Origin of the sequence: Pediococcus acidilactici, assembly GCF_016127815.1 — a bacterium.
Lineage (GTDB): Bacteria > Bacillota > Bacilli > Lactobacillales > Lactobacillaceae > Pediococcus > Pediococcus acidilactici.
This window is the reverse complement of the sequence record NZ_CP066046.1, coordinates 1,959,968-1,980,590: the sequence shown is the minus strand read 5'-3', so window position 1 is coordinate 1,980,590 and position 20,623 is coordinate 1,959,968. Positions and strand designations below refer to the sequence as shown.

Here is a 20,623-nt window from a genome sequence, read left to right as displayed (position 1 = left end):
ACCTATTTTACTCCCGTACTGGTTTCCCAACAATCTATGTTAGAATGACTAATTGAGTGAACACAATAATCGAGGTAATTTATGAATAACAAGAAAAATTTTAAAACATCTAAATCACGTTCGCAATCCCGAACGAATAGCAAACAAAATAATCGTCACTACTACCATAATCCCAAGAGTGCTCAACAAATTGCTGAAGGTCAGGTAATTCCGTTGAAGATTAAACGACTTGGTATCAACGGTGAAGGAATCGGTTACTACCAGCGGACAATTTGCTTCATTAAGGGCGCGCTTCCTGGTGAAAAGGTGCTTGCCACCATCACTGAAGTGCATCCACGCTATCTTACCGGTGTCTTACATCAAATTAAAAAGGCGAGTCCCGACCGGGTAACGCCGATCGACGCCTATGCCGATGAAGTCGGCGGCTTCGAACTGGAACACCTTGCTTACCCTGCCCAGCTAGAATTTAAGCGCGACGTCATTCGCCAAGCGCTAACTAAGTTCCGGCCCGCGGGTTATCAAGATTACGAGCTGCGGCCCACCATCGGGATGGACGACCCGGTGGCCTACCGCAACAAAGCGCAGTTCCAAATCCGGCGGCTGGCTGACGACCGAATTGGTGCAGGACTTTATAAGGAAGGTACCCATGAACTCGTTGACCTCGCAACTTGCAGCGTCCAGCATCCGTTAACCATGAAAATTATTCGGGCAGCGGTCGCTCTATTCACCAAGTACGACGTTGATATTTATGACGAACATCATAACGAGGGTGAATTAAAAACATTGGTGGTGCGGGTTGCCCAAGCTACCCAGGAAACTCAAGTTGTTTTCATCACTAATACGCCCCAACTATCACACGCAACGGAAATCATTGACGAGTTAAGTACCCAATTTCCAGAGATTGTTTCCTTCATGCAAAACATCAATCCTGGACGGCAATCTTTAATTTGGGGTGATCAGACCGTAAAGCTTCGCGGACAAGATACGATTCGTGAAGAACTTGACGGATTGTCCTTCAATTTATCTGCACGGGCATTCTTCCAGTTGAATCCCCAACAGACCGTTACTTTATACGATGAAGCTCGAAAAGCGTTATCGATCACTCCAAACTCACGAATTGTGGACGCCTATTCTGGAGTGGGAACAATCGGTTTATCCCTAGCTAGCGAGGCAAAAGAAATTCGGGGAATGGACACGATTGCTGACGCAATTACTGATGCAAACGAAAATGCCCGGCTTAACAACATTACTAACGCTCGCTATGAAGTCGGTTCTGCCGAAAAATTGTTACCTAAATGGTTGAAGGAGGGCTTTCAACCTGATGGAATTGTTGTTGACCCACCCCGCGTTGGTTTAGACCGGCGGCTAATCGACGCCATTTTAAAATCAGCACCTAAACACTTTGCGTACGTTTCCTGCAACCCATCCACTCTGGCACGCGACCTAGTTCCACTAGTGAAGAAATACCGGGTGGAATATATTCAATCAATCGATATGTTCCCCCAAACTGCTCGAGTAGAGGCAGTTGTAAAGCTAACGCTACGTAACGCATAATCAAATGAGGCTGGGGAAAACCAAAAAACTGCTTTTCCAGGATGAAAAGATCCTTAAAAAGTTATTTTGGTGTTTGGCCTTCAACAGAGCCAAAACGTGCGCCAAAAGTCAGTTTGCCCCACTCCCCTAAATAAATACGTTAAAAACCCAAGGAATTTTCTAGAGCTTCAACTACTGGCTCAATTCCTTGGGTCTTTTTATATCCATCGATTATTCTGGGCAAGTTCGACTGCTTCAAGCCGATTTCGAACCCCTAGCTTACTAAAAATTGCCGATAAGTAATTACGAATCGTCCCTTCACTCAAAAAAAGCTGTTGAGCAATTTCCTTGGTCGGCATCCCGCTGGCGGCCACCTTTAAAACTTCGGTTTCACGCTTCGTTAGCGGACTTTGCTCCGCAGATAAAACACTTTGCACGAGTGCCGGATCGTAAATGGTTTTCCCCGTCATCACTTGATTAATCGCCCCAATTAATTCTTCACTTGGGCTATCCTTTAATAGGTACGCAGCTACTTGGGCTTGAACCGCCTGTTCAAAATACGTTTGCCGGGCAAAGGTGGTTAAAATCACCACGCGCGTGGGCAGCTTTTCCTCGTGAATTCGTTGTGCAACTGCTAGGCCAGTTAGCCGCGGCATTTCAATATCTAAAATAGCCACGTCAGGAGATTGTTTTTGAATCATCTCCCAGGCCGTCTGCCCGTCACTGGCCGTCCCAACGACTTTTAAATTATCTTCTAAATCTAATAACTGGCTTAGCGCCGAGTTCAGCATGCTTTGATCCTCAGCTAAAAATAGCGTAATCATAATTTACTCCTTTGACAATTGAACTTGGACTAACGTTCCAATGGAATTACTTGAAATCTGAAATTCACCATTTTGTTCTCGCACCCTTTGCAACATCCCCGTAATTCCATTAGCATTCTCACGAGTCAACCGCTTGGCATGCCCATTATCCTGAACTTCAAGGTGATAATTTTCGCCAACCTGATTAAATTTAATCCAGACTTGGGAAGCTCGCGAATGCCGGATCACGTTGGTTATGGCTTCTACAATTACCGCCGCTAAGCAATTCTGAACTTCAGTCGGCCATTTGCTAGCCGCTTCTTCGTGCTCCGTAAACATAAAAATACGTGCTTGAGCCAAGTTTTTACCCTGTTCCAACAAAACTTCGCTCAGGGTCTGCTGGTGCAAGTCGGCAACGATTTGACGAACCAGTTGAAGATTGGCGCGACTAGTTTTAGCAATGTCGCGAAGCTCATCGGGAACTCGTTCCGGGGCCTTCTCCAATAGTTTTTGAGCGAGCTCCGTTTTTACCGTAATCATGGAAAAACTCTGTCCCAAGGTGTCGTGTAAATCTCGGGCGATCCGGTCCCGTTCCCCGCGTCGAATTAAATTTTCCAGCCGGCGATTATTTTGGGACATTTGTTTTCGGATTTGGACTGAACGGGCAAACCCGTACGACATTATTGGAGAAAGCACCGGAAAAATTAATCCTAGCGCATTTATAGTATATTCAACACCAGCTATCGGATTAGTTTGTAGACTACGGATAATTCCGAGCCCCAAAAAAACGTAGTACGAAATTAAAAACCAATCAAAGTGGCGCCGCGGCATCGTTGAAAGGATGAACGCAACTTGCCAAGCGGTGAAAATAATCATGTAAAAGTTAAATGAAAGTACGGCAAACGAGCCGGTAATTAGCAATTCCAGCGGAATCGTTACCCTCCGCCATCTAGGTACCTCGGTAACCAATATGTAAACGATGAGAAACGCTCCCATCATCATCAGCCAAAAATAGTCCGTCCACGACCGGGCTGGTAAATAGAATGCCGCGCTAAACGGCAAGTACATTAGCCAAATGTAGGTCTCCCACTTAATCTTTTTCAAAGTTTCCTTAAAACTACGCATTAATTGCTGAACTCCTCTTCGTAAATAATTGCGCCACCCCCGCGGTTACCAACGCCATAATTAAAATCCACTCGCTAATTCCCACTACGCTACTCCAGTTAATTTTAGCATGGTTGATTACTTGTCCAATCGTACGATTTAAAAAATACGTGGGCAAATGTCGCCCGATGTTTTGGACCCATTCTGGCATTGTTTCTAGGGGCCACCACAATCCGCTCACAATTGCCAAGGGAAAGGTTACTAAGTTCATTAACATTCCCAACGTTTCTTGGCGCTTAACGTTAGCTAGCAACCCGGCTAACAACATAATTGGAATTTGCCCCACTAAAATTAATCCCAATAAACTCAGCCATTGTACCGGATCTAAAGTAATTGCATTCAGATACGCCGCGACCAACCCCAAAATCCCCATTGCCATGAAGTTTTTAAGGGTGTTCCACAATAAAAACGAAGCGTAATAATTGTCTAAGCGGTGGTGATTTAATTTCAAAAATACCGTCAATCCTTCATTACGATCCCGGATTAAAGCAGTAGACATCCCCATAAGCAAGGTAATCAACAAGCTGTACACCATCATACTTCCCAAATAACTACCGGCAAACTCACGGTTATTAGTTGCTGGATTCGTAAATAATTTAGTGAATAGCCAGTAAAAAAAGGCTGGCATCCCCAGCGACATTATTAAAAACGAGGGATTGCGGAATACTAGCCGCTTTCCATCAAATTTCAACTGCTCCCATAATTTATTCATGGCGGTCATCCTCCTTGGTCATCGCGGTAAAAATGTTTTCTAACGAAGCGGCGGTGATTTTTACATTATTTAATTGGTTTAGCCACGGCGCCAAAGCCCGCAGTGTTTGATCACTATCCGTGGTCTCCAGCGTAACTTGCTGGCCCTTTACAAGCACCTGCTTTACGTTCGGCAGCCCTTGGAAACGAGCTTTAGGAAGATTGGTTACAAAGCTAATTTGACTAGTTAAGTAGCCTCGCTGAAGTTCAGCTAAAGTACCATTTAACTTAATTTTGCCTGCTTTTAAAATCAAAATTCGGTCGGCAACTTCCTGAATTTCTGCCAAGTAATGGCTGGTAATTAAAACCGTCTTTCCCTGAACGCGCATTTGTTCAATTTTACGCCAGAATATTTGTCGTGCGTTGACATCCATTCCCACGGTAGGTTCATCTAAAAAAAGCAACTGTGCATTGCTAACCAACGTTAGTCCAAAGGCTACTTTCCGCAACTGTCCACCCGACAACCGGCTTAAGGGGCGTTTTGCAAACGAACTTAAGGCCAATTCTTCCATTACGTCAGCTACCGGGCGCGGATTACGATATTGCGCAGCAGTAAGTTGTAATAAATCCCGCACGGTCACCCCCACAAGCTTCAGATTATTTTGAAACATCGTGTTCACTTCTGGTTTAGCAACCTTATTCCACTGAATTGCACCGCTTTGGGAATGCAAGATTCCCAATAACAATTTTAAAAGAGTGGTTTTTCCCGCACCGTTTTCGCCAATCAAGCCAATGATTTCTCCCGTGGGGACGGTTAAATTCACCCCGTGCAAAACCATTTTTGAACTATAATTGAACTTCAATTCGTGGACTTCCACGAGTGTCGTATTTTTCATTAGCAGATCCTCCATACCCCATATTCTAGGGAATTGCTGCCTCCTTATTCAGTACTAGATGTCACTACTTTGCCATGACATTTGTCACATTTTATAAAAACTGTTTAAGTTTCCCGTTTGCCAGAGGTTTTTCGTCGACTTCTCGCAACCGACCCGGAATAATAGGAGAAAACACCCCAATATGGAGGATTTTATGGAACAACAAATTACGCAGTTCATCAACGACTTTGGTTACCTCGCAATTGTGCTCTTGATTGCCTTGGAAAACCTTTTGCCGCCGATTCCGTCAGAGATTATTTTGACCTTTACGGGATTTATGACCCTCACGTCTAAACTGACCTTGTGGGGAAGCGTAATCGCCGCCACGGTCGGTGCCGTTATTGGCGCTTTACTTTTATACGTAATTGGTCGCTACTTGAATCCGGAACGCCTACATTGGCTAGTAGCTAGCCGCTTAGGTCGGGGATTGCGCCTAAAAGATAGTGACATTACCAAAGCACAAAGTTTCTTCCAGCGCCACGGCTTTAAAACGATCTTTTTTGGGCGGTTTGTCCCCGTAATTCGGAGTTTAATTTCAATTCCGGCGGGGATGGCTAAAATGCCGGGGCTCCTCTTCGTCTTGTTAACCACGATTGCCACCTTAATTTGGAACTTAGTCCTCATTCTTTTAGGACGAGCAGCGGGCAGCGCATGGGCGGAGGTTTCCGCAATGGTTGATACGTACGCTTCCGTTGTGGCAATTTTACTAGCTGGAATCCTCCTCATCGGCGGGTTAGTTTATTATTTCAAACGAATTCGCACAAAAGCTTAAACTAAGAAATCGTTTTCATGATAAAATAGGGATAATTATAATTTAGTTGGGAAGGACACTCACAATGACCAAAGAACATTATCTTAATAAGCGCCGCCAGCAGGAACTTTTGCCGCTAGTAGCGTTTGAAATCACCGCAACTTTCCTCGCGTATTAAAGATATTCTCACCGCAAGTAGTTTTCGACATGGTAACCGCGCCCTTTGGTTATTGGTCGCCCTTATCCAGCCAATCGGACCGTGGCTTTACTTTACTTTCGGCCAGAAATCCGAGTAACGTAGAAGGAAGATGACCCTGTTTGAAAATTCAAGATGCCAGAAGAAGGTTCTTTTGGCTGACAATCTCAATTATCATTAATTCCGCAGCAAATGCTCTGACCATCGCCACGGGAATGGGGAGTGCAGTTTGGACGGCTTCCGCGGTTAATATTGCACACTGGGTAACCCATTCCACGGATCCAGCCGTGGCTAATCACGTCATGGGGACCGTGTTAGTGATCTATGGGGTTGCGGTAGCCTTTCTTGCAATGCTACTTACCCAACGAATAGATTGGACTCGTTTTGTTCGCAACATCCTGTTCGTGGTACCTTTTAGCTACCTAGTACAGTGGTTTGTGCCGCTTTTTCGGGATTTTTTACGGATTGGTGAACTTCAAGCCAACTTCAGCCACCCCTATCAGCTTGCACTAGATATCATTATTGATATTTTTGGGTTATTTTGGGTCGCCACCGCGGTTTCCTTATACCAGCGGGCCAACCTAATCATGCACCCTAACGACGACCTCTCTTACATTCTTCGTTTTAAGTACCTGCACGGGCGTGCCTCGGCTTCCCAATGGGCAAGTTACGTACCGCCATTAGTAATGACGGTATTGAGCTTGATTGCCAATCACCAAGTCTGGTCGTTTGGTTTTGGCACGGTTTGGGCTTTCGTCACTCAAGGGTACGTCCAGGGCTGGGCCGATGAACACGTGGCGCCTTCTTTCAAACACCACTTTGTGTTGCAGAAGCCACGGGGATGAAAGTTTAATAATTAGAATATCTAAAAAAGAGAGTGGGACAAAAGTCGGGTAGTTTGCGAGCATTAACTGAAAATTGCCCATTATGCCAAAATCAGGCATAATGGGCAATTTTTGGTTAAGCGGAACAAACTGACTTTCGGCACACGTTTTGGCTCTATTGAAGTCAAAACGCCAAAATAAAAACGATTCATGAGGAAGTTTCAACTCATGAACCGTTTTTTTGTTTAAAGACTTTTGTCACAACCTCTTTTTTAAATTTGGATGACATATTTACTCATGTTAACAAATAATTTTTTCAATCCCTAACTTCAAGCCCTTCATTGCACCGCCTTAATAATTGCCTTTGCTACTAGCGACGCATACTCTTTCGAGCCCTCTGGATTAGGGTGAACGTGGTCGCCGTAGAACCAACCCGGTTGGTTCTTAGCGGGGCCGTTCCAATCGATAATTTGCAGATTATCATACTTCTTCGTAGCTTTATTCAAGGTTTGGTTAACCGAACCTTCCCAAGTTTGGGTAGGTACGTGGACGTTAACCCAGAAGAGCTTCCGGTGCTTACCGACCACCTTTTCAATAGCGTCGATTTGTTTAGCATTTACCGGGCCATTTGCGCCTAAGTTAATTAGCACGTTGTCGCTCAGTTGTCCTTGTTTCTTCATGGAAGTTAGTAATCCCGGTGCTTCATCCACCTGCCGACCAACCTTAGCGGACATAAACGCGGTTGGGAAGATTTCTTGTAAATCGGCTCCCGTATCTTCTAGAACGGAATCGCCTACTCCAGTTAATGGAATTGACTTAGCTGCGCCCATTTCTTGGTCCGTTAGATGATACTTTTGAGCAATTGCCTTTTCTTTTTTAGTTAACTTAACGTGTTTATCCTTAGATTTGGCATGGTCTTTTTGCGCTTCCTTTTGTTTTTTTAGCGCGACAGCATTTTTACGGTCCGTAGCCTTGCTATTTTTAGCGAGCTTAGCCTGTAAATCATCAGTTTTTTGCGAGACTTTTTCTGGAGCAGTGACTGCGCCAAAAATTGCCACGAAGGTAACAAACAAGACGGCTGCCACACCTACGTGACGCCATCTAAATCCTGATTCGATATCGAACATCTCCTTCAAGAAACGGCCTAGATGACGATAATCAAACTGTGCTAACGGAATCTCAACAAACCGGTAGGACAGTTCACTCAATACTAAAATAATTACTAACGGAGCGATCGTATTTAAAACTGGATGCGCCGCAATGTTGGTAACCTTTTGTTCATAAAACACCATCACCGGTAATTGGTACATGTAAATACCGTACGACCGGCTTCCTAACCATTTGAAAACTGGATTGGTCAACGCTCGATTCCAAATAAAAGCCGGATGGGCAATGATGGCAATCATCAATACTGACAATACCGAAAAAATAAAGATTCCGCCATAGTAAGGCCACGCAGAAGTCCCTGGCATGGTGAAGAATGACGTGATCATTAACGCCATGATGATCAATCCGATAATGTTCGCAACGGCATTTTTATGCAAATCAAGGTTTTTCTTCAACCTAGTGGAAGGCCAAATAAAAGCCAACGCCGCACCAATCAAGAAGGGCGCTACCCGGGTGTCCGTACCGTAATAAACGCGGTTAACCGTGTCCGGATGGTACAGAATTGCCATGATCATTGCTGAAATAACGCTAAGCGAGAACAAAATCCCCGCTACTTGCACCCGACGATGGGTGTAAATTTTTAACAACACAATTAGTAAAAGCGGCCAAATAAAATAGTATTGTCCGAGTACCGACAAATACCATAAATGGGTAAAGGGTGACTCCCCATTATACCGGTCAAAGTATGACTGCCCGTGACCCACCAGCCACCAGTTGTATACGAAGGTCAGGTTGGTCAAGATTATGCTTCGGATATGCGACAATAAATTATGCGCGAAGATGGTCATATAAGCGGTGCTCGCCACCAACACGACGACTAGGGTCGGATATAACCTCCGCAGCCGGCGTAAATAAAAAGCCCCTAATTTTATTTTCCCCGTACGATCCCATTCCTGAATAAAAATATCCGTGATTAAGTACCCAGATACCGCAAAAAAGATTGGCACCCCAAGATACCCTCCCGGAACCTTATAAGGCATTAGATGGTAGAAAATAACTCCTAAAAGTGCCAACACGCGCAAACCATCAAATCCAGTAATGTAGCGGCGCGCCCCCGTATTTTTGTATTCTAAAGAAACTTCATCAAACTCTTTCATTCACGCTTACCTCTAACATCCAAAATAAACAACTTTTTCTCCCCCATAAATGTTGATTAATTATGTACGCTCAATGATTAATATCATATAATAACCATTCCAAATATCCAACTATATGTATAAAACATTTTTAATTTTTATCTAATTCCTACATTAATGTAAACAAAAAGAGGAGGTTTGCATACCAAACATCCGCCCATGAAGTACCAGAGATGATTTTACCACCCCATCATCACTTATTAAAATCGTGAATTGGCGTGGTAAGATAGCTATAACTTTGAAATTAAGAAAGGAATTCTCATTCATGAAAAAAATCGCAGTATTTTGTGGCGCTGCCGAAGGTGAATCACCCCACTATACCGCAGCTGCTCAACAATTAGGTCAGTACTTAGCAAAACATCAAATGGGGCTAGTATATGGTGGTGGCAAATACGGATTAATGGGGCAAATTGCCACAGCTGTCTTAGAATCCGGCGGCTACGTCGAAGGCATCATCCCTCAGAACCTTGCCGATCGCGGTGCTAGTTACTCAGCAATTTCTAAACTAGAAGTCGTTGAAAACATGCCGGTCCGCAAGCAACGGATGATGGAGCTTGCGGATGGCTTCGTGGCACTCCCCGGAGGACCCGGCACCCTTGAAGAAATTGCAGAAGTGTACTCTTGGTCATTAATTGGTGAAAATGCCAAGCCGTGCGCCCTTTACAACGTTGCCCATTACTACGATGCCTTGCAAGAATTCTATGATCGCATGGTTAAAAATGGATTCTTAGCCAAACCCGCGCGTGAAAAATTACTATTCTCGGATTCATTAGACGAAATTTTTCAATTCATCAATAGTTACACCCCGCCTGCAATCCGGCGATACTAAGCCAGAAGCGACACCACTAATAGGATTGTCACAATCACCCGGACTACAAAATGAGGCCAGTTAATATTGAAAAAAATTAGCTGCCCGTTAACTAACGAAACCGGCAATACCAGTATTAATCCGGCTATCCCTAGCCACGGCTGGATAAAATTTAGCAACATTAACGCTCCCACAATGATGTTAGCCGCCATAATCCAGGTCTCTACCTGCGCTTCAATTCGAAGTGCACTATAAATCAAGAAACCTCCGTATAACATAGTTAATATGATTCCAACGGTATGCGTCATTGTGGCCACTCCCCATAATTTATATTGAAGAAATCGTTATCTTTTACTAATTCCATTGTAACAATATTGCGGCAAAAATTGAGAATAAAGTTTACGGTTGACATCTCACTCATTTATTTATATAGTTAGTCACATAAGTAATTAAGTAATTCGGGAGGGGCTTTTTATGAACAACCAAAATATTGTTAGTGTTTCGGACTTGCGTAAAACTTATGGGGGAAAAAACGAACGGCAATACGAAGCACTAAAGGGAATTAATTTTGATGTTCAAACAGGGGAATTTGTGGGGATCATGGGAGCATCTGGTTCCGGTAAAACCACCCTATTGAACATGTTGGCAACTTTAGATAAGCCAACTAGTGGACAGGTACTAATTAACCAACAGGACGTTACTCGCCTAAAGGGAAATCAAATCGCTGATTTCCGTTCTAAAGAAATTGGTTTTATTTTCCAAGATTTTAACCTTTTGGAAACTTTGACGGCGGAAGAAAACATCGCTTTACCACTTTCTTTGCAAGGAGTTCGTCGCAGCGCTATTAAACAAGCGGTTCACGCAGTTGCAGAAACTTTGTCAATCCAAGACCTATTGCGGAAATACCCAACTGAACTTTCTGGTGGGCAAAAGCAGCGGGTTGCCGCTGCCCGGGCCATCGTTCATCAACCAGCATTACTATTGGGGGACGAACCAACTGGAGCTTTGGATTCTAATAGTGCACGAGAAATGTTGGAATTATTGACGGATATTAACCAAAAGCAAGGCGTTTCCGTCCTCTTAGTTACCCACGATCCGTTCTCAGCAAGCTTCTGTCAACGAATTCTCTTCATTAAAGACGGGGTCATTGGCCAAGAGCTGCGGCGCAACGGTACCTCACGTTCTGAGTTCTATCAAGAAATTCTTGAAAAACTCGGTACGTTTGAACAGTAGGAGGTTTGCATAATGTTACTCAGACTAGCTCTTTCTAATATTAAAAACCACCTTCGCGATTACGTGGTTTTACTAACTGGCTTGGTAATGTCTTCGGCAATTTTCTACATGTTTGCCAACTTAGCAACTAACGAGGGCTTTATCAAGGCAAATGCTAACTTTAAGTTTGCTAGCCCAGTCTTTATATTCGGGGAAGTTTTATTGGTAATCATCACGTTTGTTTACGTAATGTACGCTAATTCATTCCTATTGAATATGCGCCTTCATGATTATGGATTATTCATGATGCTGGGTGCCAAAAAACGGCGCGTTGGTAGTTTGATGGTTTTCGAAACCATGACCGTTGGGATTATTGCTACCGCCTTAGGCTTGCTGTTAGGGGTAGGATTAACCGGTGGAATTTCACAACTGCTCTTTAATCACCTTGGGTTAGAAATTCATAAATTCAACCCGGTCTATTTCAAGGCAATTCTAACAACGATCTTGTTATACTTGATTTTGTTCTTTATTGCCGCACTGTTTAATTTACAGTCTTTAGTTCGGAAGCCAGTCTTGAAGCTACTTAAGCAGACTGATACTGTCGACCGAATTAAGATTAATCCCATTGGACTGCTTTTCTCTGGCGTTGCTGGAATTGTCCTCGTCGGGATTGGTTATTACGCGCTTGCTAAGATTATGGACCTTCAACTTTCTGCGATTCCGATTGCTTTAGTTACCATCGTAGTCGGTAGTTTCTTGATTTTCCGCTCTAGCATGACGTTAATCATCCACTGGTTAAAGAACTCCGGATTTGCACAGCGGAAGTTAAACAACTTCACCCTTTCGCAAATCATGTTCCGGATCCGGGATTACAACAAGATTTTAACCATTACTTCGTTACTATTTGCCTTGGCATTAGGAGCAATTACGGTTGGTTCCGCCTTTAATCGTGAAATTGATTCTTCGGCGAAATTACAGAGTGCTTACACAATGGCGCTAAATAACCCTACTCCTAAAGAAAAACAATTGATCAACAAGTTAACGGACGTCCAAGTAACTAGTTACGACCAAAAGTTTGCTAACTCACACGTTTACTACAACGAAGATCAATTTGAACAACATCCGTACTATACGGTGAAATTTGACGCTACAACTGCGCATCCTGGTGAAGCAAAACGCGTTAAAACTACGCTAAACGATTTAAAAACTAACGTTAGTCATAGCATGGATTTCATTGGCCTAGGCGGTTCAAAAATTGATACTACGCCTCAATTTTATCCAACAGCTAAATTTGACCAGTTAAATGGTGAAAAGGGCACCGTCAGCCTCATCACCGTCAAAAACATTGGCGAAAATCGGAACACTTTACAGAAGCTCTACGACATGCAAAATAGTGCACATCCACTACCAGATGAATTTGTTAGCGGAGTAGGTACTTACCCAGCTTACCTAGTGCTCAGTGGAATTTACGGTGGTCTTGAGTTTATCGGTTATTTCTTAGGAATTGCCTTCCTTGCAATGCTTACAAGTTGCTTGATGTTCAAGATTCTTTCTGGAACTCGCCAAGATACCGTGCGCTATAACCTTCTAAATAAGGTCGGAACGCGACGTTCCTTAATGAAGAAGAGTATCAACAATGAAATTTTCGTCTTGTTCGCTCTTCCAGGAATCTTGGGAGTCATCGACGTTTTGTTTGGACTTCAAATGTTTAAACCGTTATTGCACGATCCGTACTACCATATCCAATATCCAATAATTATTTTCGTGGTGGTATATCTGATTTACTACCTCTTGACTACTTGGATTTACAAGTTAATCGTGTTACCGAAGAAGAAATAACGGGAACAAACGCATCAATCGGGGATTGGAAAAACTACATTCAGTTTAAAAACAGCAAAAAGCCTTCAAGAATATCTTGAAGGCTTTTTGCTGTTAACGGGTTAATATAATTATTTACGTGTTAAAACGAGTCCCAGAATCCAGCTCTTCTAGTTAACCAAACTAAGGCATTGACCACTTAAACCGCGGTCAATGCCTTAGTTGCGTTAATCTTCAGAAACTATTCGGGTTCTTCCACTCTCTTTTCCATCATTCACAATCATCGCGTGAAAATTCTTCCACTGTTCTGGTGTTAAATCTAATTCTGCTTCCACCATTTTTTTCGCTGCTTCATATCCTTTAGGTAACGGGCAGCCCATTCTTTCAAAAAGTCTTCTACTGTATTTATCGGCGATAAATCCCGCGTGCTCAAATGCATACATCATCACGTAATCCGCCGTTTCTGGGCCAATCCCGTGTAATGCAAGTAACTCCGCTCGAAGTTGGCTTGAAGTTAAATTCTGAATCCGTGAAACTGAAAAATCGTAGCCCTTCGCCCATTGTAAAATATTTTTAATGGTAGCCGCCTTTCGCGTATAAAACCCACTCGGACGGACATTTTGCTGCAATTCTTCGTCACTTAATTCTAAAATTAACTTCGGATTGAAGTTAAAATTTAATTTCAAGTTGTTTAAACTAGGGACCACGTTTCGCCAACTAGTATTTTGTACTAAAATCCCTCCGTACACGACTTCCCAGGGTGTTTCCTGCCATTCTTCTAGCCAAGGTTGCTTCCCCATTCGAGCGTACATCGTTTGATAAATTGTTTTGACCTGCACCGTTGCCACCTCCGTCCCCATTATATCGGCGAATCTTAAAAAAATTATTATAAAAGGCCTAAAATTATTAAATTTGCGTTAGAATAGAAGATAATTAATATAAAGGAGTCCTGAATTTGACTGAAAAAGCCTGCACAACCGTTTTAGTTGGTAAGAAAGCCTCAATCGATGGTTCGACCATGGTCGCTCGTAACGACGACACTTTCTTGCCACTCGCACCGCACCGTTTTTACATGCATCCCGCTGAAAGTGGCGTAGACGAAACCATCGTCTCCTCACAAAATGGGTTCACAGCAAAATTACCTGCTAATGGCTACCGTCACAGCGCCGTTCCTAACATTGATCCTGATCGGGACGGAATCTATGACGAAAGTGGTTTTAACGAAAAGAACGTTGCCATGAGTGCCACCGAAAGTGTCTACGGAAACCCTAAGACCCTGGCGTACGACCCGCTCGTTCCTAATGGGCTTGCCGAAGACACTATGCCAACCATGGTACTTCCTTACATTGACTCCGCGCGGATGGGCGTAGAATACTTAGGTAAGTTAATTGCTAAGTATGGCTCTCCTGAAGGTAACGGCGTCATCTTTAGTGACAAGGATGACGTATGGTACATGGAAATCGTCACGGGGCATCACTGGGTTGCTCAACGAATTCCTGACGATTCTTACGCCGTAGCTGCTAACCAAGTGGCAATTCAACAAGTTGATTTCAACGACCCTGACAACTTTATGTGGTCGGAAGGCATTCAAGAATTCGTTGAAAAATACCATTTGAATCCTGACCATGAAGGTTGGAACTTCCGTCACATCTTCGGTACCGATACTGAAAAAGACCGACATTACAATACTCCGCGGGTTTGGTATGGACAACTTTACCTTAACCCAGAAATCGAACAGGACCCGCAATCTTCAGAATTACCGTTCATTCGTCAAGCAAGTCGTAAAATTACGGTTGAAGACGTGGGCAACATTTTGAGTTCGCACTACAACGAAACTAAATACGATCCGTTTGGTCATGGTGATGACAAGGATCGCTTGAAGTTCCGGCCAATTTCAATGAACCGGACCCAAAATTCGCACGTTTTGCAAATTCGTAACGACGTGCCTGAAGATCGTTCCGCAATTTTCTGGCTTAACTTCGGTGTCCCAGCATTTAGCCCATACGTGCCGTTCTTTAACAACGCTACGGATACTGATCCTAGCTACAGCGCTACTAAGCAAACCATGAATTTGGACGACGCTTACTGGATGTACCGCGCGGTTGGTTCCGTTGTGGAAGGCCACTATAGCCAATTCATCCAAAAGAACGTGGACTACGTAACTGCTTCTAAAGAATTCTTGCGTGGCCGGGTTGCTGAAATTGATCGTCAAGCCGCTGAATTGTCTGGTGAAGAATTAACCAAGTTCTTAACCGAAGCCAACCATCAAACCGTAGCTGCGATGAAAGAGCGCACAATGAAACATTTTAACGATCTGCTTGCTACTGGATTAACGCTTTCGAAATTGACGTTTAATATGGATAAGAATCTTTAATATTCAATACTAATCGAAAATCAAAATAGGAACTTTCGGAAAAACCGGAAATTCCTATTTTTTTATAACAATATATCGTTAGGAGAAACATGATGAACAAATTAACTACTATAGCTCTTAGTTTATTGGTTATTATCTTTTCTTTTTTTACTATCCAAGATTTACTAGTTGCGTCGCCCGTCATAAAAGATGGGGTAACTGCCGCCATTTTTCTGGTTTTGGCCATCTTAAGTTTCGAAGACAACTCTACTGATCAAGTAGATAGTGTACATGAAAATCATCTTAACCACCTTTCTGACCATAAAACACTAGTCTTTATCGAATGGTTTTCTTTTTGCATGTTTTGGATATTTATCTCCATTTATCAATTGGTCAATTCAAATCTTATCATTGGAGTAATTGCCTTTATATGTTTATGCTATTGGTCAATCATTAACATAACTAAAATTGTAATTTACTTATTTTTGTTAAAGAATGATGCGTCATCGCATAAATAAAACAAAATTAGCACACTGAAGTGAACCCCCGATATTGGATTTAGACCAATATCGGGGGTTCACTTTACACTTAGAAATTCTAGGCGCTATTTTTTATTACATGTATGTTAGTTTTCTGCTGCCTAGTCAAAACGTGTTCCAGCCACCAATTTTTTCCGGTTAACAACATTACGGCGCTAATCGCCTAAAACGCGACTAGCGCCGTAACATCGTTAATCCTCGAGTCTTACCCGGGTTGCTCCGTGCTCTAATTCTTTTCAATCGCCCGCGGTCTTCCCCAATAGTATCCTTGCTGTAGCTTAATACTATTGTCTACTAACCAGTCACTTACCGAGAGGTTATCGATTCCCTCAATAATCAAGTCAATCTGGTTATCAATTGCCATTGAGCGCCACAACATCACCGTTTCTTGTACTAGGTCTTTACTTACGTTGCGTAATTGCAACAATGACAACTTGATCCGGTCGATATATTCACCATACTCACGAACAATATTAAAACTATTCATTCCGCTAGAAACATCGTCAATTGCGATGCGGAAACCTAGCTCGTGAACCTGCTTAATTGGTTCAATCATTGAGTTATTGTAATATTGGTCGAAATACCGTTTACTTGGGATTGCTTCCGTGATTTCCACCATCAAGGTCTTTTGGTATGGAATTAAAGCCTTCAAAGCCTCGATAGTGCTTGGGTATAATAATTGTTGCGGGTCAATGTTAAAACTAAAATATTGGTCTGGCTTATTTTTTACCAACTCTTTTAATTCATTGGCCATCCAATTGCAGAAAATCCGATTACTCTCGTTATTACGAATGTATTCTTTAAAGAGGACCGCTGGAAACTTATTATCTTCCCCAGCTTTACGTAACAATAATTCATACTCTTGGAGCTTTCCCTTGGTATCCTCGTTATTCACCGCAAAGATTGGTTGTTCGTAAAAACATAACTTATCCACTGCGGCTTCTAATTCATCCAACTTGTCCTTCTCTAACTTAATGACGAAACATCCCCCTCTACAGACATACTATTCCTAGAATTATTTTTAGCTTGATATAAATATTTGTCAACTCGTTTATAAAAGTCTTTGGCGCTTTGATCACTCTTCTTAAGGTCAGTAACCCCAATCGATACTGTAATCCGGACGTCAAGGCCGTCTTTAACTTCAAAAGTCTTCTCAACTAGAATATCACGAATAGCCTTCACAATCGGTGCAGCTTCGGCAGACGTCCGGTTTCGGAAAATAATTGTGAACTCTTCCCCACCAACTCGGAAAAGCTGCGCGTTGGTTTTACGTTCGAACAGTTCATCTGAGAATAGCTGAGCAACGTATTTTAAAACACTATCGCCCACTTGATGGCCATATTGATCGTTAAAAAGCTTAAAGTGGTCGATGTCAAACATCGCCATCGCTACCGGTAAATCATTGTTAGAGTAAACTTCAAATACCTCATTGGACACCTCGTTAAAGGTCCGCCGGTTACGTACCCCGTTTAAGAAATCGTAGCCGTTATCCTTTTCCAATTTCATATACCGCTTAATCATTGCCCGAATTTCGATATTTCCGAAATGGACAATCGTCATCATCAGCATAAATTCGAACGTTAGCAAGAGTACTTGACTAACCGTCATGGTACGAATTCCCTTCAAGATTGACCACCAGGCAACCCCAAATAAGAACTGGGTCGCATAATACCAGGCGCTATCAATTAGCCATTCACTATTCCGATAAACCACCCAAATTATTGCGATTAAAAGCAGCATCGCCAACAAATTTAAAATATTAAACTGCGTCTGGTGCCGAATAATTGCCAAACCATAAATATAAATTGGCAAACCCATGTTAAACAAAAGCACCGTTTTGCGATGCACAATGTATAGGCAGTAAAACAAGATGATGAACTGCGCATTAGAGTACTGCCAACCCAGTTGGCTATTGTCAATATCCGCATGTAGGGCCATAAAAGTCGCCTGCATAAAAAGCATGGCAATTGCTAGACTGACAAACCAACTAATCTCTTCATAAATTGCCGTGTTGGTTTCGTACCTGCCAAAAAAGCGGTCAATCCCGTATGAAACCAACGTTAAAATGCATAAAACACCAATCGTAATTGCAGCAATAATCAACGTATTAAAACTAAAAAAACGCGCAAACCATTGTCCAATTGGACTTACAACCATACTAAAAGGCATTTTAATATCTCCTATTCTTTTGCTATTTTAATCAATGCGTCCACGTAGTCGTTAACAACGAAATAACCGGTATCCTTCATTTAGCGCAAGAAAATTATACATAATCTTCCCTACCCACACTAAATGCGAAGGCTCATTTCTAACATTCCACATTGCCAAAATCAAAACTTAATCTTCCAATAAAAACTAATCTTTGTAATAACCCATTGCGTTATCAGTTTAGTGGCGCTAAATCGCACCGTTTCCCCGATATCGACGACTAAATTATCGTTCTTAAGTATACGATTTTTATTAGATATTTTGCAAGTTAATATTATTAAAAATTAACTTGTCAAAGTATTATTTTCAGCACGCAACTTTTGCATGTAAAAAAATACCCTTGAAGCTACGAGATATCGCTGCTTCAAGGGTATTTTTATCTGTCCGAGACAGTGGTGCTTAGGTGCTTTACTTTAACATATCTTCGGCGGTCTTCTTTAGGTCAGCATCGCTCATGCTTTCCCACTTCTTGGCTTCCGCAATTGTCTTAACCGTGTTGTGACCGTTCGAATCCATAACGTGGTTCCACATTGCATCACGTACTGGAGTTGAATCGTCACTCCAATCAAATACTTCCTTCATTTGTTTATCCAAAAGTTGTGTCTTCAATGTTTCTGCCATAATAAAAGCCTCCAATAAACTGGGTGACCATGGTTAAAACCTAACCATGCCGTTCATTTTATTATTGCACCCCACGACTCTGTTATAACACTGGTTGGGCGATTTGTTAATATATAAAATTGGTTTGTTTTGGTTGTGTATTTGTCGGGTATGATAACGGTTTATCAGTCCCCAAAACACAAAGAAGCGAAAACTGCAGATAAACCGTTTCCGCTTCTTGAACTTAAACGTTATTTTTCTTGATAATCAAAATACCCAAATTGTGCCGGTACTTCATAACCTGAATAATCCACGGCAGCTAGGCCAACGAATGCCCCGGTAAAGAATCCGCCGTAAGTTTGTAAAACATAGTCATCTGACAACACGGCCGCATCTAACTCAACCGGAATCCGCTGCCATTCCTGACCATCAAAAGAGTACTCATAATAGTAAGTTTGTTTTTCCACTTGAGTTCTCAGCCAAACTTCATCAACATCGTCAGGAACCTTAATGGCGTGGTCCTTCAAATAAGAAGTGTAGTTTCCACGATTATTTTCGGCCACTTCGATAACTTTTCCACGATTTTCATCGCGCGTAATGAAGACCCATGACCAGTGTTTATCATTATAGAAGTTAGTTAGCCCGGCCATCTGCTGGTAACTAAACGGATCAAATTTAACCTTAGTTTCCGCAGTAAAATTGAACGCCTGCCAGCGTTGGGCAATCATCGAAACGTCAAAATTACTTGCTAATGATCCACGACCAACCAGCTCTAGATAGCCTTTTCCAGTGTGGCCCATTTTAGCCGTGAACGGTACTCGAAGCGTATTCCAATCTAAATCCAATGCTGGTTGGTCAAACTTGTCGTGGCGGGAATGGTCAGCCGAACCCGCGGACAAAATCGCGTCCTTAGGGGCTTCTACTTCAACCTGACCGCCATGGCCACCCACAATTCTTGGCCATCCTTGATCATCCCATTCTACTTTTTGAATGGCGGTTTCCCGGCCTAAAGTACTCCATCCCCGGGGATCGTGGCGGGATTCGTTCGCGTGGTTCCATGGTCGCGCACATAACGATGCGTAGTACCATTCTCCACTAGGCGTGTTAACTAGTGCTCCGTGACCCTGCTTTTGTATTCCCATATCGGGCGTGTCAAAATTAGTGATGAAAGGTCCGTCTGGCTCAGTTTCAAAAGAGTTTGCGTCTAAGGTTTTAGAACGAGCAACCACCTCTTGATGAGTGAATACCGTGCCCCCTTCAGCCGCAAATAGATAATAGTAGCCGTCTTTTTGGTATAAATGTGGTCCTTCAACTAGCTTAACTTCCGTACCGCGATAAATGGTTCGCGCGGTCTCTGGCTTTAGTTTCATGGTTGTTACGTCAAATTCCGTCAGCGTGATTCCGTCAAACGGGTGGTGATATTCTCGATGGTCCCATGTTTGCTGAACCAAATATTTACGTCCATTTTGATCATGGAACAGCGAAGCATCGAAGCCCACCCCGTTTAATTTAATCGGATCGCTCCACGGTCCTCGAATATCCGTTGCCGTTGTTAGGTAATTGGTCATGTCTTTAAATGCACCTTCGGTTACCTTCACGTCGGTGTAAACCAGCCAGAATTTACCATCTGCATACGACAAATCAGGTGCCCAAATTCCCCCAGAAGCAGGGTTCCCTTTCATATCTAAAAGGGTCGTCGTGGATAATGGTGATGGCAAAAGTTGCCAATGCACCATATCTTTTGACTCGTGAAGTCGCACGCCAGGAAACCATTCGAACGTGGAGTTTGCAATATAATAAGTGTCACCAACCCTAATCATGCTAGGGTCGGCATTAAAACCTGGTAATACTGGATTAACTATTTTCATTTTAATTATCCTTTCTAT

The 20,623-nt window shown here is 42.7% G+C and carries 20 protein-coding genes; 9 read left to right on the top strand and 11 right to left on the bottom strand.

Annotated elements, in window-relative coordinates; translation table 11 throughout:
• Window positions 1-81 precede the first annotated feature (81 nt).
• Window positions 82-1,554: a 23S rRNA (uracil(1939)-C(5))-methyltransferase RlmD gene (gene rlmD, locus I6H64_RS09625; protein ID WP_008841945.1), complete on the top strand. Its 1,473-nt coding sequence runs from the start codon at window positions 82-84 to the stop codon at window positions 1,552-1,554.
• Between the two features lie 197 nt (window positions 1,555-1,751).
• Here the strand turns inward: rlmD and I6H64_RS09620 are convergent, their stop codons facing one another.
• The 4 genes from I6H64_RS09620 to I6H64_RS09605 are packed head-to-tail and all read right to left on the bottom strand — an operon-like array spanning window position 1,752 to window position 5,086.
• Complete coding sequence (locus tag I6H64_RS09620; RefSeq protein ID WP_008841946.1) at window positions 1,752-2,357, bottom strand: response regulator transcription factor; 606 nt, start codon at window positions 2,355-2,357, stop codon at window positions 1,752-1,754.
• A 3-nt stretch (window positions 2,358-2,360) separates the two neighbouring features.
• Complete coding sequence (locus I6H64_RS09615) at window positions 2,361-3,461, bottom strand: sensor histidine kinase (protein ID WP_008841947.1); 1,101 nt, start codon at window positions 3,459-3,461, stop codon at window positions 2,361-2,363.
• Window positions 3,454-4,212, bottom strand: a complete 759-nt coding sequence (locus I6H64_RS09610) for an ABC transporter permease (RefSeq protein ID WP_036685602.1) — start codon at window positions 4,210-4,212, stop codon at window positions 3,454-3,456. The genes I6H64_RS09615 and I6H64_RS09610 overlap by 8 nt, the downstream gene beginning before the upstream one ends.
• Window positions 4,205-5,086, bottom strand: a complete 882-nt coding sequence (locus I6H64_RS09605; protein ID WP_232623509.1) for an ABC transporter ATP-binding protein — start codon at window positions 5,084-5,086, stop codon at window positions 4,205-4,207. Before I6H64_RS09605 ends, I6H64_RS09610 begins: the two co-directional genes overlap by 8 nt.
• A 193-nt stretch (window positions 5,087-5,279) precedes the next feature.
• On the opposite strand from I6H64_RS09605, the gene I6H64_RS09600 reads away from it, so the two are divergent.
• The 3 genes from I6H64_RS09600 (at window position 5,280) to I6H64_RS09590 (ending at window position 6,917) form a co-directional block, all read left to right on the top strand.
• Window positions 5,280-5,897: a DedA family protein gene (locus I6H64_RS09600; RefSeq protein WP_036685605.1), complete on the top strand. Its 618-nt coding sequence runs from the start codon at window positions 5,280-5,282 to the stop codon at window positions 5,895-5,897.
• 125 nt (window positions 5,898-6,022) lie between these two features.
• Window positions 6,023-6,172, top strand: a complete 150-nt coding sequence (locus I6H64_RS09595; RefSeq protein WP_232623508.1) for a PLDc N-terminal domain-containing protein — start codon at window positions 6,023-6,025, stop codon at window positions 6,170-6,172.
• Between the two features lie 22 nt (window positions 6,173-6,194).
• Window positions 6,195-6,917: a DUF6198 family protein gene (locus tag I6H64_RS09590; protein WP_005918429.1), complete on the top strand. Its 723-nt coding sequence runs from the start codon at window positions 6,195-6,197 to the stop codon at window positions 6,915-6,917.
• Between the two features lie 317 nt (window positions 6,918-7,234).
• On the opposite strand, the gene I6H64_RS09585 is transcribed toward I6H64_RS09590, so the two are convergent.
• Window positions 7,235-9,160 (bottom strand): acyltransferase family protein, encoded by a 1,926-nt coding sequence (locus I6H64_RS09585; RefSeq protein WP_056985136.1) that lies wholly within the window; start codon window positions 9,158-9,160, stop codon window positions 7,235-7,237.
• A gap of 304 nt (window positions 9,161-9,464) precedes the next feature.
• Here I6H64_RS09585 and I6H64_RS09580 point away from each other — a divergent pair, with 304 nt between their 5' ends.
• On the top strand, window positions 9,465-10,028 hold the full coding sequence (locus I6H64_RS09580) for an LOG family protein (protein WP_008841954.1): 564 nt from the start codon (window positions 9,465-9,467) through the stop codon (window positions 10,026-10,028).
• Here I6H64_RS09580 and I6H64_RS09575 read toward each other — a convergent pair.
• Window positions 10,025-10,315: a hypothetical protein gene (locus I6H64_RS09575; RefSeq protein WP_002829498.1), complete on the bottom strand. Its 291-nt coding sequence runs from the start codon at window positions 10,313-10,315 to the stop codon at window positions 10,025-10,027. The genes I6H64_RS09580 and I6H64_RS09575 overlap by 4 nt on opposite strands.
• A gap of 166 nt (window positions 10,316-10,481) precedes the next feature.
• On the opposite strand from I6H64_RS09575, the gene I6H64_RS09570 reads away from it, so the two are divergent.
• Both I6H64_RS09570 and I6H64_RS09565 read left to right on the top strand, forming a co-directional pair.
• Entirely contained in the window at window positions 10,482-11,240 is a 759-nt protein-coding gene (locus tag I6H64_RS09570; protein WP_002832552.1) for an ABC transporter ATP-binding protein, read from the top strand.
• 12 nt (window positions 11,241-11,252) lie between these two features.
• Window positions 11,253-13,058 (top strand): FtsX-like permease family protein, encoded by a 1,806-nt coding sequence (locus tag I6H64_RS09565; protein WP_008841956.1) that lies wholly within the window; start codon window positions 11,253-11,255, stop codon window positions 13,056-13,058.
• Between the two features lie 206 nt (window positions 13,059-13,264).
• Here I6H64_RS09565 and I6H64_RS09560 read toward each other — a convergent pair whose 3' ends face one another.
• Window positions 13,265-13,897, bottom strand: coding sequence for an endonuclease III domain-containing protein (locus tag I6H64_RS09560; RefSeq protein WP_008841957.1), 633 nt, complete (start codon window positions 13,895-13,897; stop codon window positions 13,265-13,267).
• A 95-nt stretch (window positions 13,898-13,992) separates the two neighbouring features.
• Here I6H64_RS09560 and I6H64_RS09555 point away from each other — a divergent pair, with 95 nt between their 5' ends.
• Window positions 13,993-15,411, top strand: a complete 1,419-nt coding sequence (locus I6H64_RS09555; RefSeq protein WP_008841958.1) for a C69 family dipeptidase — start codon at window positions 13,993-13,995, stop codon at window positions 15,409-15,411.
• A 92-nt stretch (window positions 15,412-15,503) separates the two neighbouring features.
• Window positions 15,504-15,908, top strand: coding sequence for a hypothetical protein (locus tag I6H64_RS09550; protein ID WP_036685608.1), 405 nt, complete (start codon window positions 15,504-15,506; stop codon window positions 15,906-15,908).
• A gap of 247 nt (window positions 15,909-16,155) precedes the next feature.
• Here the strand turns inward: I6H64_RS09550 and I6H64_RS09545 are convergent, their stop codons facing one another.
• The 4 genes from I6H64_RS09545 to I6H64_RS09530 form a co-directional block, all read right to left on the bottom strand.
• Window positions 16,156-16,884: an EAL domain-containing protein gene (locus tag I6H64_RS09545; protein WP_008841960.1), complete on the bottom strand. Its 729-nt coding sequence runs from the start codon at window positions 16,882-16,884 to the stop codon at window positions 16,156-16,158.
• A gap of 11 nt (window positions 16,885-16,895) precedes the next feature.
• The gene (locus I6H64_RS09540; protein WP_036685610.1) at window positions 16,896-18,098 is read right to left on the bottom strand and encodes a GGDEF domain-containing protein; all 1,203 of its coding nucleotides are present in this window, start codon (window positions 18,096-18,098) and stop codon (window positions 16,896-16,898) included.
• A 447-nt stretch (window positions 18,099-18,545) separates the two neighbouring features.
• Window positions 18,546-18,758, bottom strand: coding sequence for a P8 family protein (locus tag I6H64_RS09535; protein ID WP_002829482.1), 213 nt, complete (start codon window positions 18,756-18,758; stop codon window positions 18,546-18,548).
• Window positions 18,759-18,988: 230 nt separating this feature from the next.
• Window positions 18,989-20,605, bottom strand: a complete 1,617-nt coding sequence (locus I6H64_RS09530) for a glycoside hydrolase family 43 protein (protein ID WP_008841962.1) — start codon at window positions 20,603-20,605, stop codon at window positions 18,989-18,991.
• Between the last annotated feature and the right edge of the window lie 18 nt (window positions 20,606-20,623).